Consider the following 15822-nt stretch of genomic DNA (forward strand, 5'->3'; position numbering starts at 1 on the left):
AAAAAGAAAATATATTTTTGTAAAACAATTTTAGACCATGATACAAAGAATTCAAACTGTTTATTTACTTCTTACCTTTGTTGTAACAGGGGTTTTAATGTTTTTTATTCCGCTTTGGACATTAAACACTGGAAAAGCATTCTATTTTATGCAGGACCAGTTTTACACCATTCTATTAGGTCTGAGTACAATGCTTACTATTGTTAGTATTATTTCATTCAAAAAAAGACAAAATCAGTTTGTAATGAACAGACTGAACATAATATTAAATTTAATTTTATTAGGATTATTTGTATATCGCTCTCTAAATTTATCTGGAGAGGCAGCTAACGCTGTTTCAGAGAAAGGTATTGGGATGTTTCTACCGATTGTTGCTATCGTATTATTAGTTTTAGCTAATAAGGCCATCAAGAAGGATGAAGATCTCGTAAAATCTGTAGACCGTTTGAGGTAAACCTATAAACTTAATTTTTTTGTGCGAAGAGAACCCGAATTTATATTCGGGTTTTTTTGTGCCTTAAAATGATATACTGCGACTTTCTTAAGGTAATTTGATAAGATATCTTCTTTCTAATTTTGCATTTTCATTTCCAAAAACAATGATAACTAAGAAAATAAGAATACATCTTGCCGATGATCATCAGGTTCTGATTGATGGTCTTACCAATTTATTACAAACCGTTCCTGATTTTGAAGTCGTCGGAAATTCATTAAATGGCACTACTACATACGATGATGTTCTTCAAAACAATGCTGATATTTTAGTTCTCGACATAAGTATGCCTGAAAAAGATGGTATTAAAGTATTACAGGAATTTCATAGAAATAATAGCCCTTGCAAAGTCATTATTTTATCCAGTTATGATGATTTAAAAATCATTAAAGAAGTGATGAAATTTGGCGCAAAAGGTTATCTAACCAAAAAATGCGCTGGCGAAAATATCATCGAAGCTATAGAAACAGTTTACCAGGGACAGGAATATTTTTCGAATTCAGTCAGAGAGCAAATCTTCAATATTTTCACCCGCAATAATCCCAAATTAAATAAAAATATTTACATCGAAAATCCGATTTTAACTCCTCGTGAAATTGAGATTGTTGCACTAATTTCATTGGAATATAGCAGTAAAGAAATTAGTGAACAGCTTTTCATTAGCATCAATACAGTTGAGACCCATCGGAAAAATATTATGCGAAAATTGCAGACTAAAAACACTATTGGCCTGGTTAAATACGCTTTGAAAAACAATTTAATTAATCCTTAGATGTTTTGTATTAGACTTTTTACAATACTTCTCTTTCTCCTTTCCTCTAATGGAAACTCAGTTTTTAATCAATATAAAGAGACTTTAAAAGAAATTCACACACCTGAAAATTCGAAAAAAAATCCTGTTCTCGCGCTTAATAAATATGAACAATTAAGAAATAAAAAAGTAGTCAGTTTATTTATCGTTTTAATCATAATCTTATTTTTTCTGTTTTATTTCTTTTATGAAAATAATAGATTAAAACAAAAAATTAAACGAAAAGACATCAAGCAAAAAATATTGCTCAATGTTATCAATGCCGGAATTGACAGTCAGGAAATTGAGCGAAAAAAAATTGCTTCTTTTTTGCATGATAACGTTAACTCCCTTCTATCATCAGCAGGATTGCATTTGAATGTTTTCACAATCCAAAACAATATCAATTCGGAAGAAATTCAGAAAACAAAAGCAATTTTGACAGAAGTTCATGATCTTCTTCGTGACATTTCACATGATCTTGTTCCCGCTCTCTTAGTTCGTTTTGGATTAATTTATGCTTTGGAAGATTTATGCGAAAGAAATTCTAATTCAAATATTATTTTTGAATTCTCAAGTACAATTCCAACAGAAAAAAGATATGTTGAAAAATTCGAAATGAAGATTTATTTTATTATCTCTGAGCTTTTTAGCAACATTATAAAGCACAGTGACGCAAAAAAAACTACAATTTCATTAGTAGAAAAAAACAATCAGTTAGTTATTGTAATTCATGATGATGGAAAAGGTTTTACAACTAAAAAAACAAAAGACGCAGAAGGTTTTGGGCTTAACCGAATTAGAGCAAGAATTAAAAAATTCAAAGGAAATTTTACTATAGATTCAAAACCCAAAGAAGGAACGACGATTAAAATTAAAATTCCGCTTCCTCACTAAGCAAATATCTTATTTTTTACCTATTTCAATAATTTCCAGATCTTTTATTTTATCATCATCAATAACAAATCGCAACATTGTACGCATTTGATGAAAACCACTTTTTCCACATGCACCAGGATTCATATGCAGTAAATTATTCTTTTTATCGAACATTACTTTTAAAATATGCGAATGTCCACAGATAAATAATTTTGGAGGATTTAAGGTCATTTCTTCCCTAATTGCCGGATTATATTTTCCCGGATAACCGCCAATATGCGTAATCCAAACGGAAACATTTTCGCATAAGAAGCGATTGTGCAACGGAAATTCTAATCTTGCCTGAGCATCATCAATATTACCATAAACACAACGCAAGGGTTTTAGCTTTTTTATAGTATCGGTAACATTTAAATCTCCAATATCTCCGGCATGCCAAACTTCATCGGCCTGAGCCACATATTTTAAAATAGTTTCGTCAATATGACTGTGAGTATCGGAAAGGAGGAGGATTTTTGTCATTTTTCTTAAAAGGCGCAAAGGTTCAGAGATGCAAAGGTACAAAGGTTTTTTTTAAAGGTGCTAAGGTTCTAAGATACTAAGTTGCTAAGTTTTTTTTATAAAAAAAATCCGATTTGCTTTCGCAAACCGGATTTGTATCCTAACAGGTTTTAAAAACCTGTTAGGTATTGTTATATAACATCTGGATTTAATTAATTCTTAGAATTTTTACCATCTTTCGAATCTTTGGTATCCATCATTTCCATTAGTTTTAATCCTAATAGACCACTTATAGAACCGTCAGATCCTGCATTTCCGGAAATCAGGACATCTGGAATTACTTTGATATTTCCTTTACCAATTTCTTCTGTAACTTTATATCTGGTAAAGTTGTCTCCTCCCATTGCGCTAACTTGCAATTGATACGATTCGGCTGTTGATTTACCAATTGCCATGATTTTCTCTGCTTCGGCCAAACCTGTTTTCGAGATTCTTTCTGCTTCGGCACTTGCATTCAATTTAGTTGCTTCTGCCTGTGCTCCTGCTCTTGCTTTTGTTGCTTCAGCTTCTGCGTTCGCACGCATTTTTGTAGCTTCTGCTTCAGCATTTACATTCAGTTTCAAACTGGTTGCATCTCCTTCTGCTTTTTTAACTGTTGCATCGGCAGTTCTTTGTGCGATTTCAACACTTTGCGAAGCACGTACTATTTCTTTCTGCATATCAGCAATCGCAGTTTCTTTCTCCATACCCTGACGTTGCTCTTGGGCCATTCTTTGGGTTTGATATGTTTTTTGTTCTTCTTCAGCCAATTTTCTATCCGTTAATGTTTTCATCAATGAATCTGGCGGAACGATATCTCCAATCAAAGTATCAACTGCGTTTACGTTATATTCATCAAGAACTAATTTAATATGATTTTTAGCCGATTCCTGACGCTCTTTTCTGGTACTTAAAAAAGAAATCACATCGCTATCCTGAGCCGAGTTTCTGAAATAGTTACCAATTGTAGGCTCTAATACCTGAGAAACCAGGTTATTCATGCTTCCAAAACGTGCAATAACTTTTGGTGCTTCAGCTGCAGGAACGTGAATAATCTGTGCCACATCTAAATTAAATGGGAAACCATCTTTTGAACGAACGGTAATCGTAGAAAGATTTTTATCTAAATCATGTGATTCACTTCTCGCATTTGCCCAGTTTAAGACTAAATTAGTTGTAGGAACCGGTTCTAATTTGGTAGTATATTTGTTCAAGGCATATTTTCCCGGACCAAATGGTTCCATCCAAACACCGCGTTGTCCTTTTGAAACGATATTTCCATGTTTAAAAGTATCACCGGTTACATCTTGTCCATCTTCACCAATATAAGAAATCACAACTCCAACATATCCAATTGGCACATCAGTCATTGGGTTCTGTTCGATCAGGATTCCCCATGTATTAATATAATAAGAACCGGCCAGCATAACCTGAGGCTGTAAACCACGATTTCCACCATGTTCTAAAAATTTGTCAAAATCCTGAAAATTATTATGACCTTCAACAAACTTTCCGGCAATTTGTCCTTGCGGAATTGGCTCACCATCCAAAGCTGTTACAATACCAATCATATTCTCATAAATCTTGATTTGGTCTGCAATAACAATTTCAAAAAGGAAAGTATTAATACGATATGAACCTGTTGTGATAAAAGCAGTTTGACGTCCTTTTTGACCGCCATTGTTTAAGAAAAAAGTAGCATCCTGAAAATTATCACTATCTACCTTTCTGGCTAAGATTCGTCCGGTTGGAATCTCCTGCCCGTCTTTACTTAAAACCAATCCAATCTTTCCTTCCGGAATAACTGTAAATCCGCTCATATCAATTGAGTACTGCCAGATCCACATTCCCCAGTACAAACCTGGAGCAAGCGTTTTTGCCTGATATCCTGCTTCTCCTTTTGTCGCAATAATACGACCATCAGGAAGTGACCTGTCGGTACCAAACAAAACGAATTTTTTGGTCACAAGACCAATTTTATCCTCCGGAACCATTACCATTCCGAAGAAAACACGTAAAATAAATTTGTAAAAAATAATGGAGAATAAGATTAAAAGTATCCACCAGTAAGAAGTAATTTCATTCATAATTTTTGATATTTAGACTACAAACATAGGAGAAATATTTCCTGTTAAAATAAAATATTTTCAAAATTAACGTTTGGCTATTTTCATCAAAAAAAATTAAAAAAAAGCTTTAATTAAATCGTTGGAATTGTCAATTTCTGACACGATTTTTTGCCGGATAAACTATGATTGGTATTTTGGGTTTTAACAGTTCTTTTATATGGTTCAGAGGTTCAGAGAGACAAAGGTTCAAAGGTTTCTCTTTCGAAAATTAAGTAACCTTTATCAAATATTTTTCTATAAAGAAAATTAGATGCACTGCAGTGCATCTCTACATTAAAAAACCTCTGAACCTTTGTACCTTTCCGACTGTGAACCTATAAAGAAAAAAATCTTTGTACCTTTGCACCTCAGAACTCTGCACCTTAAAATGAGATATTTTATTCAATTTGCATATAACGGAACACATTATCATGGCTGGCAATTTCAGCCGAATGCGTCTTCTGTTCAGGAAACTTTAAACAAAGCGCTTTCGGTATTATTAAATGCTCCTATAAATGTTATGGGCGCCGGAAGAACAGATACCGGAGTTCATGCTCAGGAAATGTACGGGCATTTTGATGTTGAAACGGCACTTGATATTCCTACTTTGGTACACAAACTAAACTCGTATTTACCAAAAGACATTGCGATTTTTGACATTATATTAGTTCATGACGATGCACATTGCCGATTTGACGCGACAAAACGAACTTATGAATACCATATCAATACTGTTAAAAATCCGTTTTTGGAGGAATTGAGTTGGTATTTTAATCAGAAATTAGATGTAGCTTTGATGAATGAAGCGGCAAGAAATTTATTGAATCATACCGATTTCCAATGTTTTTCAAAAGTAAATACAGATGTCAATACATTTGATTGCACGATTTTTGAGGCTTATTGGAAACAAGAAAATAATAAATTGGTTTTCACGATTTCAGCAAATCGCTTTTTACGAAATATGGTTCGTTCTATAGTGGGAACTTTAGTTAATATTGGATTGCACAAAATTTCATTAGAAGATTTTGAAAACATTATTGCCAGCAAAAGCAGAGAAAAAGCAGGTTTTTCGGTGCCTGCTCATGGTTTATATTTAACTGAAATAAAATACGATTACATCATAAAATAGCCCTGATTGCAGTGGAAAGCTTTTTTGAAAAAAATATTGTTTTTGTAATTTTTATGGAGCGACCAACGGAAGCTTTATAAAAATTATACAAAAACATATTTTTGAAAAAAACTTGAAACGGAAAGCAGGAAATAGCTCCTAAAAAATATAATGAAAGCAAAAGCATTCGATACCGGATTATTCAAACGAATCCTTACTTATACCAAACCTTATAAATGGCGTTATTACGGCGTTATTATTTTTGCAGTCTCACTTTCGATTTTTGCAGCACTTCGCCCCTATTTATTAAAACAAACGGTCGACGGCTATATTAAGACGCATGATAAACATGGTTTATTGATGTACATAATATTAATGGGAATTGTGCTTTTAATGGAAGTTTTCTCCCAATTCTATTTTGTTTATTGGGCTAACTGGCTCGGGCAGGACATTGTAAAAGACATTCGTACCAAGCTTTTCAAACATATTTTGAGTTTCAGAATGAAATATTTTGATTTGGTTCCGGTTGGACAATTGGTAACCAGATCAGTATCAGATATTGAATCTATTGCCCGTATTTTCAGTCAGGGATTATTTATGATTATAAGTGATATGATGAAAATGCTGGTAGTACTTATTTTCATGTTTTATATGAACTGGAAACTGACCTGGATTGTTATTGTCGCGATGCCAATTCTGGTTTATATTACCCGAATCTTTCAGCGTAAAATGCAGGTTGCCTTTGAAGAAGTTCGTACGCAGATTGCCAACATGAACTCATTTGTACAAGAACGCGTTACGGGAATGAAAATCGTTCAGCTTTTTAACCGCGAGAAAATTGAAGCTGAAAACTTTAAAGAAATCAACAATAAACACCGCGTTGCATGGATCAAAACAATTTTATATAACTCGATATTCTTCCCTATTGCTGATATCATATCTTCGATAACTTTAGGTTTAGTTGTCGTTTATGGTGGCTTTAAAATCCTAAACGGCGATCATTTTACTACGTTTGGAGATTTATTCTCGTATACAATGTTCATTGGAATGTTGTTTAATCCATTGCGTCAGATTGCAGATAAATTTAATGAGATGCAATTAGGAATGATTGCTGCTAATCGTGTTTTTGACATCATCGATACACAAGATCATATTCAGGATACCGGAACGATTGAAGCACCTATTTTTAATGGAAGTATCGAATTTAAAGAAGTCCGTTTTAGTTATATACCCGAAGAAGAAGTTATTAAGGGAATTGATTTATCAGTTGATGCCGGACAAACAATTGCTATTGTAGGTTCTACAGGAGCCGGGAAATCTACTATTATTAATTTGCTTAATCGTTTTTACGAAATAAACAGCGGTACTATTTTTATTGATGGATATAACATTGAAAATTATACCTTGGCATCTTTAAGAAAGCAAATTGCTGTGGTTCTACAAGATGTATTTTTGTTTGCCGATACCATTTACAATAATATTACATTACAAAATCCCGAAATTACCCGCGAACAGGTTTTGAATGCTGCCAAAAAAATCGGTGTTCACGATTTCATTATGAGCTTGCCTGATAATTATGATTTTGATGTAAAAGAACGTGGTGTAATGCTATCATCCGGACAACGTCAATTAATTGCCTTTTTACGTTCGTACGTAAGTAATCCGAGTATTTTAATTTTAGATGAAGCTACTTCGTCTATTGATACTTATTCAGAAGAATTGATTCAGCGTGCGACCGAAACTATTACAAAAGGAAGAACTTCGATTATTATTGCGCATCGATTGGCAACAATTGTAAATGCAGATAAAATTGTTGTAATGGATAAAGGATTAATTGTAGAACAAGGTACACATCAGGAATTATTGAATAAGGCAGAAGGTTATTACAAAAATTTATACGACTCACAATTTTCAGTTGCGAACTAGATTTTGAAATGCTAAAAAAGTTCTTAAAAAAGTTAAATTAGCGTTATAGGAATCATAAATGTAATATTCTGTGGAAATTATGTAACTTTTTTAACTTTTGCTTTTTTTATCTTTGAGATAATAGAAATCAAATGTAAAAGAAAATGCCACAAAACAGATTTTACCCAAACGAACAATTCAAAGAAATAGAAATAAACGCTTCATTACAATTACGTTACGCAATTTCAAACAGAGGCCGACTTATAAGCTTTACTGACGAAATTGAAAATGGCCGTCTCCTAAAAGGCGGTTTGAGTGATGGTTATCCTACCTTCAGATTTAAAGTTAAAAAAGACGATAAAATTGTCAACAAATACCTGTTTTTATACAAATTAGTTGCTCAATATTTCCTTCCAAAAGATTCTGAAGAGCAAACTTATGTTTTGCATTTAGACTACAACCGAAGCAATGATGATGTAAGCAATTTACGCTGGGCAACAAAAGCCGAAATGATGGCACATAGCCGTAAAAGCCCACGTGTGATTCAGGCGAAAAAAAATCTAATCGAACACAACTTAAAAGCAGACGGAAGAAAATTAACCACAACTAAAGTGATGTTAATCAAGAAAATTTTGGCCCGACCAGAACAAAAAACACGTCTAAAAATGATCGCCAAACAATTTGGCGTTAGCGAAATGCAGATTAGACGAATCGCCAGCGGAGAAAACTGGGGACACGTTAAAGTATAATTATTAATGGTGAATGGTTAATTATCCGTCACCTTGATCGAAGTCGAAGCTTTTCAGTACGAAAAGGCTTCGACTTTGTTTATTTTGGCAAACACTATAATTTTCAGATTTAACGCCTCAATTCTAATTTCCAATTAATAATTCACAATTTACAATTAACAATTACCTTAGTTTCTGTGAAAAGGTCAAAATCAGCGCTGGTAAAAATAAATTTTAAAGTGTTTTTTAAAATAAATCCTTAAATTCGCAATCACAAATAACAAAAGAAGAATCGAAGAGTGAGTTTCGGAATTATAAACCTCATTTTCGGTTATAAATACTAAAAACCAAAAAAATGAAATACGACGTTATTGTTTTAGGAAGTGGTCCTGGCGGATATGTAACAGCGATTAGAGCTTCACAATTAGGCTTTAAAGTAGCTGTAGTTGAAAAAGAAAACCTTGGTGGTGTATGTTTGAACTGGGGATGTATCCCAACTAAAGCATTACTAAAATCAGCTCAGGTTTTTGATTACTTAAAACACGCTTCAGACTACGGATTAAAAGTTTCTGAATTCGATAAAGATTTCCCTGCAGTTGTACAACGTAGCCGTGGTGTTGCTGAAGGAATGAGCAAAGGAGTTCAGTTCTTAATGAAAAAAAACAAAATTGACGTTATTGAAGGTTTTGGAAAACTAAAACCAGGTAAAAAACTTGACGTTACAGATAAAGATAATAAAGTTACTGAATACAGTGCTGACCATATTATTATTGCTACAGGAGCTCGCTCTCGCGAATTACCAAACTTACCTCAGGATGGCGTAAAAGTTATTGGATACCGTCAGGCAATGACATTGCCAACACAACCAAAATCTATGATCATTGTAGGTTCTGGAGCTATTGGAGTTGAGTTCGCTCACTTTTATAACTCAATGGGAACTGAAGTTACTATTGTAGAATTTATGCCAAACGTAGTTCCTGTAGAAGACGAAGATATCTCAAAACAATTTGAGCGTTCTCTGAAAAAAGCCGGAATTAAAGTAATGACCAATTCATCTGTTGAGCGTATTGACACAACTGGTGCAGGAGTAAAAGCATTCGTTAAAACTGCAAAAGGAGAAGAAGTTCTTGAGGCTGATATCGTACTTTCTGCTGTTGGAATCAAAACAAACATTGAAAACATTGGTTTAGAAGAAGTTGGAATCGCTGTTGACAGAGATAAAATCTTAGTAAACGCTTACAACGCAACTAACATTCCTGGTTACTACGCTATTGGAGACGTTACTCCAGGACAAGCTTTAGCTCACGTAGCTTCTGCTGAAGGAATCAACTGTGTGGAGAAAATTGCTGGTTTACACGTAGACCCAATCGATTACGGAAACGTTCCAGGTTGTACATATGCAACTCCTGAAATTGCTTCTGTAGGTTTAACTGAAAAACAAGCTAAAGAAAAAGGATACGAATTAAAAATTGGTAAGTTCCCATTCTCAGCTTCAGGAAAAGCTAAAGCTGCCGGAACTCCAGATGGATTCGTAAAAGTAATTTTTGATGCTAAATACGGAGAATGGTTAGGATGCCACATGATTGGTGCTGGTGTTACAGATATGATTGCTGAGGCAGTTGTAGCTCGTAAACTAGAAACTACAGGTCATGAAATCTTAAAATCTATTCACCCTCACCCAACAATGAGTGAGGCTGTTATGGAAGCTGTTGCTGATGCTTATGGCGAAGTAATTCACTTGTAAAACTAAGTTGAGACGCACTGCTGTGCGGCTCAACAGTTACATATAATTTTCAATTTAAAAAATCCGATTTGCGAAAGCAATTCGGATTTTTTTTTCACTTCTATAAAAATAAATATTTAATTATGGTAACAATCCGGAAAGTGATTTTTAATAATAAAGCACTAATTTTGCAGCGCCCAAAAACGAATCATCATGAAAAAATTAGTGTTTTTTTTAGCCATTTCTCTTTTCTTATCGCATAATTTATTCGCGCAAAAAAAAGTTGAATCACACAATATTTTTGCAAAGTCGTACGATTATGTAAATGATTTTGAAAAAATTCTTACTCCAAGTCAAATTAAGTCCTTAACCGATTTTTTAAAATCAAATGAAGCTAAAACCAAAAACAAAATCCTGATTGTAACAACTGCGTCAATAACTCCATATACAGATCTAAGCGACTATTCATTAGATTTAGATAAATATTTAATTTCTAAGTTAAATATCGACGCTTCAATTTTAATAGTGATTAGCAAGCAATTAAGACAAATTCAAGTTCAGGGACTTAATAAATTACGATCTAAAATGAGTGATCAGGAAATGAAAGATATTGTCTCGACTTATGTAATTCCTGAATTAAAAAAAGGCGATTATTATAAGGCTTTACAACAAGGCACAAGTCAGCTCGCTAAAAAGCTTGAATAAAATCTACTCATCGTTTCATTCCACAAAATCTGGCTTTTATTTAGATCTAAATCATATTTTAATAACTTTATAGCTAAATAAGAAGTCATGAAAGAATTATACATAGTTGAATTTCCATCTAATCTGGGTTTAAAAGAACCTCAACCCGGAAAAGAACCCGGCGTAAAAAAATTACCAGACTGGTTATGGAAAAACAATTTACATAAATTCATTCCACACAAAGATATTGTCCGACTTGATCCACCAAAATATTCCAATAGTAAGGATAATGAAACCCAAATTCTCAATGCAAATTCCTTAGTTGAATATGCTCGCGAACAAGCCTATTTAATAAATAATTTATTGACTCAAAATAAATTTCCTTTTATACTTGGCGGGGATTGTAGTATTCTATTAGGACCAGCCATTGCCTTAAAACAAAAAGGAAATTACGGTTTATTCTATCTCGACGGCCATACCGACTTTATGGATGTTTCTTTATCTGAAACGGGAGGCGTTGGCGGAATGGCAGCTTCAATCGTGACCGGAAACGGACACGAGAAATTAACTAATATCCTTAATTTATCTCCTTATATAAAAGAAGAAAACCTTTGGTGCGTGGGCAATCGTGAATATGATGACGAATACGAAAATGAAATTCGGAATTCATCGGCAACTTATTTAAGTCTTGCTATGTTACGAAAACAAGGCATTAAAAATTGTGTCAATTCTTTTCTTTTAGAAATCCAAAGTAAGAATCTGGATGGCTTTTGGCTTCATATCGATGTCGATGTTTTAAATGACGCTGTAATGCCATGTGTTGACAGCCGAACAACAGATGGACTTACTTACGAAGAATTTAACGAGCTTAACTCCTATTTATTTCAAAGTGAAAAATTGAGTGGACTGGAGATAACGATTTTAGATCCTGATTTGGATACATCCGGACAATACACAAGAGAATTCGTAGCCAATATCTCAGCTACTTTCAACTCCTTCAAAAAATAAATTTAATTGATACAATAAAAACTTCTTGTGGATAACTTGCAGGTAAAAGCAAAATAATTTTGCGCGGTTCTTTAAATAACAAATAATTTTAAAAATTCGTAAAATGAAAACAAAAATTGCAATACTTGTATTAATCGCTTTTTCTATAATTAGCTGTAAAAAACACAAAACAGCTGAAGAGAAAATTTTAACTTCTTTTGAACAATTGACAGCAGGTAACCAAAGGTTTTTAAGTGGTAAATCAGCTCATCCACGTCAAAACAAGAAGACCGTTTTAGCCAATCAGGACGGGCAAAAACCTTTCGCTGTAGTGATTACTTGTTCAGACAGTCGTGTTTCCCCAGAAATCGTATTCGATCAGGGAATTGGTGACTTATTTGTAATTCGAAACGCCGGAAATCTAATTTCGGATATTGATATGGGAAGTATCGAATATGCAGTACAGCATTTAGACACCAAATTAATTGTTGTTTTAGGTCATACCGAATGTGGTGCTATAAAAGCTTATATCAATGATAAAGATGGTTCGTACAAAAAACATTTCAACCATATTGACAACATTGTAGAAACAATTTCACAAGAAAAAGAAGAAATTGACGCCGATAAACTAACTCCAAAAGCAACCAATTATTTAGGCGCCATTAATTCTAATATCGAACATTCTCTAAAATTAATTCAGGATAATCCAATTGTAAAAGAGCATCATGTTAAAATCGTTTCTATGCGATATGATGTACATACAGGAAAAGTGGTTGAGTTGTAATTTTAATTCAAATAAAATATCAAAATCCGATTTGCGAAAGCAAGTCGGATTTTTTTTGATAAGATGACCAAATAGTAAGTTCAATATTGGTGACTTTTTCTACAGTAAATAAAAATTTATTGTTTATCAATAAATTTTTATTTATATTTGCTGTATATTTATTTAAAATCAAAAATCATGTCAAAAAACTCAACTTACATTTTAAAACTACTGAATGTAGTTTCATGGATTGTTTTTATTGGACTTTGTATAAAAGCCGGTTCACTATTATGCTCATATGGCGTAAGCATGTTTATCAATGAGGTCGGAGCAAAAAACCTGTCATTGGGTTTAGATTTGTCTCAATTAAAAGCTTATGACGTTATAGATTACTCAATTATGGTTTTCTGTATTACAACTATTACTGTATTTGAAGCATTGCTGTTTTATGCTGTAATTCAAATTTTCTTAAAAATTAATTACGTTAGTCCATTTCATGAAACAATCGGAAAATTGATTCAGAAAATGAGCGGCTTCTCTCTATTAATTGGTATCTTTAGTAACATAACGGTTTCTTATTTGGAAAAATTCACTGAGATGGGAATGAATCTCTCACACTTAACGGAACATATTGGACACGGTGATGCTTTTTTATTTTTCGCAGGAATCTTATACTTCATTTCACAGCTTTTTGCTAAAGGAATTGAATTACAAAAAGAAAACGAATTAACAATCTAACTATGCCAATAATAGTAAACTTAGATGTGATGATGGCCAAAAGGAAAATGTCATTAAACGAACTTTCAGAAAAAGTAGATTTAACGCTTTCTAACCTTTCAATCCTAAAAACCGGTAAAGCAAAAGCCGTACGTTTTAGTACTCTCGAAGCAATTTGTAAAGCATTAGAATGCCAGCCCGGTGACATACTGGAGTTTGTAAAATAAATTACAGCAAATATAATTTTCAAAACAACAATCCGATTTGTGAAAGCAAGTCGGATTTTTTATTAGGGCGTGTCATCATCCCGATAAGAGGGCAAATTAACTTTGCGTATACACACCCTCTTATCAGGATGATGCCGGGCTATCCGCGCTACTTCGGTAGCCTACTCCTATCCCTCACGCAGTCCAGTTTTTATAACAAGTTGTTTTTTCTTAATTTTTTGTAATAAAAAAAAGACTAATTTAGATTACGAATTAAATCATCAAAAATTCAACAAATTATTTTCTACAAAATATATTGATATGAATCCAGCGGTACAAGATTATAACAATTCACAAAGCGATTCAGACAAAGAAATCTGTAATCAGCTTGCTACAATAATCAATGAAAATCTTTCGGATACAGAAAATAAAATATGGCATGCACATCCCGTTTGGTTTATAGACGGAAATCCTATCGTTGGTTATAGTAAATTAAAAAATAATGTTCGCTTACTCTTTTGGAGCGGACAATCTTTTGACGAAGAAAAACTTTCAAATGAAGGTTCTTTTAAAGCAGCAGAATTTCGCTATACCTCATCGGAACAAATTAATAAAGACGATTTAAAACGCTGGCTCAAAAAAGCAAGAGAAATACAATGGGATTATAAAAACATTGTCAAACGCAAAGGAGTTTTAGAACGTTTGAAATAATAAAAAAACACAAAATCTTTAGGTATCAAAATTTTAGCCTCGCCAAAAACCATAAACTAAACCCTAAATTATGATCAAAAAAATTCTGTTATCAGCATTATTTCTAATCGGAATCACCGCTTTTGCACAAGAACCTACTTTTAAAATTCCGGATTATAAAGCAATCGAAAAAGAAATTAAAGACAAAAACTCTTCTTACTATTATCCTAAATTAATGGAAAGATTAGTAAAAAATGATACCCTTTTAACCACTGACGATTATCAGCATTTATATCTCGGTTATGTTTTTCAACCAAAATACAATGCGTTCTGGCGATCTCCGGACGAAAAAAAACTTCGTGAATTTTATAGCAAAGAACAGCTTGACACTAAAGATTATGATGAAATTATAAAGTTAGCCAATCATTCGTTAAGTGATTTTCCGTTTGATTTAAAGCAGCTTAATTTTCTAAGTTATATCTATCACTTAAAAGGCGATGAAGAAGCTGCAAAAATGGCTTCTCTAAAATTCCACAGCATTCTAAATGCTATTTTTTCTACCGGAGACGGAAAACAATGCGAAACCGGATTTCATGTTATACTTGTTGAACATGAATATCTAATGCTAAATGTTTTTGAAATCGAAAGTAAGTCCCAAGCTTTAGTTGGTAATTGCGATTACTTAAGTTTTGAAAAAGGGAAATATAAGGTTGATGGTATTTACTTTAATATCGAAAAGATGTTGGAGAACGAATCTAAGGCTTTGAAGTAGAGGACAAGCTATTTGACTTAAAGCCAGATCCGAGAATATAAACTTTTAATAGGTTTCTTAACGTTTATCAATAAAACAAAAAATCACAACGACTAACTTAAATAGTAGTTTATGAATATTTTAATCATTTACAGTCATCCAAGTAAAAAGTCATATACTTTTCAGGTTTTAGAACATTTGAAATTTCAAATTTTAAAACAAAACTGGAATCTTGAAGTCTCCGATTTATATGCGATGAATTTTCAAAGTGATATGTCTGAACAAGAATATGAAAGAGAAGGTTTTGCAAAAACGGTACTCCCTATTTCTAATGATGTTCTGGATGAACATGCAAAAATCGAAAAAGCCGATTGCATTATTTTTCTTTATCCGGTTTGGTGGAGCGATTGCCCTGCAAAACTCAAAGGTTGGTTTGATCGGGTTTATTCGGTTGGATATGCTTATGGGCAAAATGAAACTTCGCAAAGTATGAAAACCATTCCGTACGGACTTGTGATTTGTACAGCCGGACATCCAAATGCGTTTTTGAAAGAAATAAATATGGCGCAGAGCATGGAAACCATTATGCTGGAAGACCGACTGGGAAAACGTTTTGAAAATAAAGAAATGTTGATTCTAGGCGGAACTTTAGAATTGGAGAAAGTGATGGAATATCACATGAAGCAAATTGACGAAATTGTTCAAAAAATTAAAAGCTATTCTGCCTAACTAAATATATAATCATCGTAG

17 protein-coding genes are annotated in these 15822 nt (G+C 33.2%); 15 read left to right on the forward strand and 2 right to left on the reverse strand.

Going from position 1 to position 15822, the window contains the following annotated elements:
* Positions 1 to 37 precede the first annotated feature (37 nt).
* The 3 genes from IRZ99_RS08430 to IRZ99_RS08440 all read left to right on the forward strand — a co-directional run bounded on the left by IRZ99_RS08430 (position 38) and on the right by IRZ99_RS08440 (position 2180).
* Positions 38 to 454, forward strand: a complete 417-nt coding sequence (locus IRZ99_RS08430; RefSeq protein ID WP_194656860.1) for a DUF4293 domain-containing protein — start codon at positions 38 to 40, stop codon at positions 452 to 454.
* 148 nt (positions 455 to 602) lie between these two features.
* Positions 603 to 1265 (forward strand): response regulator transcription factor, encoded by a 663-nt coding sequence (locus tag IRZ99_RS08435; RefSeq protein ID WP_194657088.1) that lies wholly within the window; start codon positions 603 to 605, stop codon positions 1263 to 1265.
* 282 nt (positions 1266 to 1547) lie between these two features.
* On the forward strand, positions 1548 to 2180 hold the full coding sequence (locus IRZ99_RS08440; protein WP_228519055.1) for a sensor histidine kinase: 633 nt from the start codon (positions 1548 to 1550) through the stop codon (positions 2178 to 2180).
* A gap of 9 nt (positions 2181 to 2189) precedes the next feature.
* Here the strand turns inward: IRZ99_RS08440 and IRZ99_RS08445 are convergent, their stop codons facing one another.
* A complete protein-coding gene (locus IRZ99_RS08445) occupies positions 2190 to 2684 on the reverse strand; it encodes a metallophosphoesterase (protein WP_194656862.1) in 495 nt (164 codons plus the stop codon).
* Between the two features lie 191 nt (positions 2685 to 2875).
* Positions 2876 to 4789, reverse strand: coding sequence for an SPFH domain-containing protein (locus tag IRZ99_RS08450; protein WP_194656863.1), 1914 nt, complete (start codon positions 4787 to 4789; stop codon positions 2876 to 2878).
* A 409-nt stretch (positions 4790 to 5198) separates the two neighbouring features.
* Between IRZ99_RS08450 and truA the strand changes: the two genes are divergently transcribed.
* The 12 genes from truA (at position 5199) to IRZ99_RS08510 (ending at position 15801) form a co-directional block, all read left to right on the forward strand.
* Positions 5199 to 5939 (forward strand): tRNA pseudouridine(38-40) synthase TruA, encoded by a 741-nt coding sequence (gene truA / locus IRZ99_RS08455; RefSeq protein WP_194656864.1) that lies wholly within the window; start codon positions 5199 to 5201, stop codon positions 5937 to 5939.
* Between the two features lie 150 nt (positions 5940 to 6089).
* Positions 6090 to 7844 (forward strand): ABC transporter ATP-binding protein, encoded by a 1755-nt coding sequence (locus IRZ99_RS08460; RefSeq protein WP_194656865.1) that lies wholly within the window; start codon positions 6090 to 6092, stop codon positions 7842 to 7844.
* A 143-nt stretch (positions 7845 to 7987) separates the two neighbouring features.
* Complete coding sequence (locus tag IRZ99_RS08465) at positions 7988 to 8572, forward strand: HNH endonuclease (protein ID WP_194656866.1); 585 nt, start codon at positions 7988 to 7990, stop codon at positions 8570 to 8572.
* Between the two features lie 334 nt (positions 8573 to 8906).
* Positions 8907 to 10295 carry a dihydrolipoyl dehydrogenase gene (gene lpdA / locus IRZ99_RS08470; protein WP_070907207.1) on the forward strand — a complete coding sequence of 463 codons (1389 nt, stop codon included), beginning with the start codon at positions 8907 to 8909 and terminating at the stop codon, positions 10293 to 10295.
* A 192-nt stretch (positions 10296 to 10487) separates the two neighbouring features.
* Positions 10488 to 10979, forward strand: a complete 492-nt coding sequence (locus tag IRZ99_RS08475) for a YgcG family protein (protein WP_194656867.1) — start codon at positions 10488 to 10490, stop codon at positions 10977 to 10979.
* 87 nt (positions 10980 to 11066) lie between these two features.
* Complete coding sequence (locus IRZ99_RS08480) at positions 11067 to 11966, forward strand: arginase family protein (RefSeq protein WP_194656868.1); 900 nt, start codon at positions 11067 to 11069, stop codon at positions 11964 to 11966.
* A gap of 103 nt (positions 11967 to 12069) precedes the next feature.
* Complete coding sequence (locus IRZ99_RS08485) at positions 12070 to 12729, forward strand: carbonic anhydrase (RefSeq protein ID WP_194656869.1); 660 nt, start codon at positions 12070 to 12072, stop codon at positions 12727 to 12729.
* Between the two features lie 177 nt (positions 12730 to 12906).
* Positions 12907 to 13446 carry a DUF2975 domain-containing protein gene (locus IRZ99_RS08490; RefSeq protein WP_194656870.1) on the forward strand — a complete coding sequence of 180 codons (540 nt, stop codon included), beginning with the start codon at positions 12907 to 12909 and terminating at the stop codon, positions 13444 to 13446.
* A 2-nt stretch (positions 13447 to 13448) separates the two neighbouring features.
* Complete coding sequence (locus IRZ99_RS08495; RefSeq protein WP_194656871.1) at positions 13449 to 13652, forward strand: helix-turn-helix transcriptional regulator; 204 nt, start codon at positions 13449 to 13451, stop codon at positions 13650 to 13652.
* Positions 13653 to 13952: 300 nt separating this feature from the next.
* Complete coding sequence (locus IRZ99_RS08500; RefSeq protein WP_194656872.1) at positions 13953 to 14342, forward strand: DUF1801 domain-containing protein; 390 nt, start codon at positions 13953 to 13955, stop codon at positions 14340 to 14342.
* Positions 14343 to 14412: 70 nt separating this feature from the next.
* The gene (locus IRZ99_RS08505; RefSeq protein WP_228519056.1) at positions 14413 to 15093 is read left to right on the forward strand and encodes a DUF4919 domain-containing protein; all 681 of its coding nucleotides are present in this window, start codon (positions 14413 to 14415) and stop codon (positions 15091 to 15093) included.
* A 111-nt stretch (positions 15094 to 15204) separates the two neighbouring features.
* Positions 15205 to 15801: an NAD(P)H-dependent oxidoreductase gene (locus tag IRZ99_RS08510; RefSeq protein ID WP_194656873.1), complete on the forward strand. Its 597-nt coding sequence runs from the start codon at positions 15205 to 15207 to the stop codon at positions 15799 to 15801.
* Positions 15802 to 15822: the final 21 nt, after the last annotated feature.

Origin of the sequence: Flavobacterium sp. LC2016-12 (assembly GCF_015351595.1) — a bacterium.
Classification (GTDB): Bacteria; Bacteroidota; Bacteroidia; order Flavobacteriales; family Flavobacteriaceae; genus Flavobacterium.

What these genes read in the sequence shown, in the direction of transcription:
- IRZ99_RS08430 (WP_194656860.1), top strand. Translation starts at nt 38, where the DNA reads ATGATACAAAGAATTCAAACTGTTTATTTACTTCTTACCTTTGTTGTA.
- IRZ99_RS08445 (WP_194656862.1), bottom strand. Translation starts at nt 2,684, where the DNA reads ATGACAAAAATCCTCCTCCTTTCCGATACTCACAGTCATATTGACGAA.
- IRZ99_RS08450 (WP_194656863.1), bottom strand. Translation starts at nt 4,789, where the DNA reads ATGAATGAAATTACTTCTTACTGGTGGATACTTTTAATCTTATTCTCC.
- truA (WP_194656864.1), top strand. Translation starts at nt 5,199, where the DNA reads ATGAGATATTTTATTCAATTTGCATATAACGGAACACATTATCATGGC.
- IRZ99_RS08460 (WP_194656865.1), top strand. Translation starts at nt 6,090, where the DNA reads ATGAAAGCAAAAGCATTCGATACCGGATTATTCAAACGAATCCTTACT.
- IRZ99_RS08465 (WP_194656866.1), top strand. Translation starts at nt 7,988, where the DNA reads ATGCCACAAAACAGATTTTACCCAAACGAACAATTCAAAGAAATAGAA.
- lpdA (WP_070907207.1), top strand. Translation starts at nt 8,907, where the DNA reads ATGAAATACGACGTTATTGTTTTAGGAAGTGGTCCTGGCGGATATGTA.
- IRZ99_RS08475 (WP_194656867.1), top strand. Translation starts at nt 10,488, where the DNA reads ATGAAAAAATTAGTGTTTTTTTTAGCCATTTCTCTTTTCTTATCGCAT.
- IRZ99_RS08480 (WP_194656868.1), top strand. Translation starts at nt 11,067, where the DNA reads ATGAAAGAATTATACATAGTTGAATTTCCATCTAATCTGGGTTTAAAA.
- IRZ99_RS08485 (WP_194656869.1), top strand. Translation starts at nt 12,070, where the DNA reads ATGAAAACAAAAATTGCAATACTTGTATTAATCGCTTTTTCTATAATT.
- IRZ99_RS08490 (WP_194656870.1), top strand. Translation starts at nt 12,907, where the DNA reads ATGTCAAAAAACTCAACTTACATTTTAAAACTACTGAATGTAGTTTCA.
- IRZ99_RS08495 (WP_194656871.1), top strand. Translation starts at nt 13,449, where the DNA reads ATGCCAATAATAGTAAACTTAGATGTGATGATGGCCAAAAGGAAAATG.
- IRZ99_RS08500 (WP_194656872.1), top strand. Translation starts at nt 13,953, where the DNA reads ATGAATCCAGCGGTACAAGATTATAACAATTCACAAAGCGATTCAGAC.
- IRZ99_RS08505 (WP_228519056.1), top strand. Translation starts at nt 14,413, where the DNA reads ATGATCAAAAAAATTCTGTTATCAGCATTATTTCTAATCGGAATCACC.
- IRZ99_RS08510 (WP_194656873.1), top strand. Translation starts at nt 15,205, where the DNA reads ATGAATATTTTAATCATTTACAGTCATCCAAGTAAAAAGTCATATACT.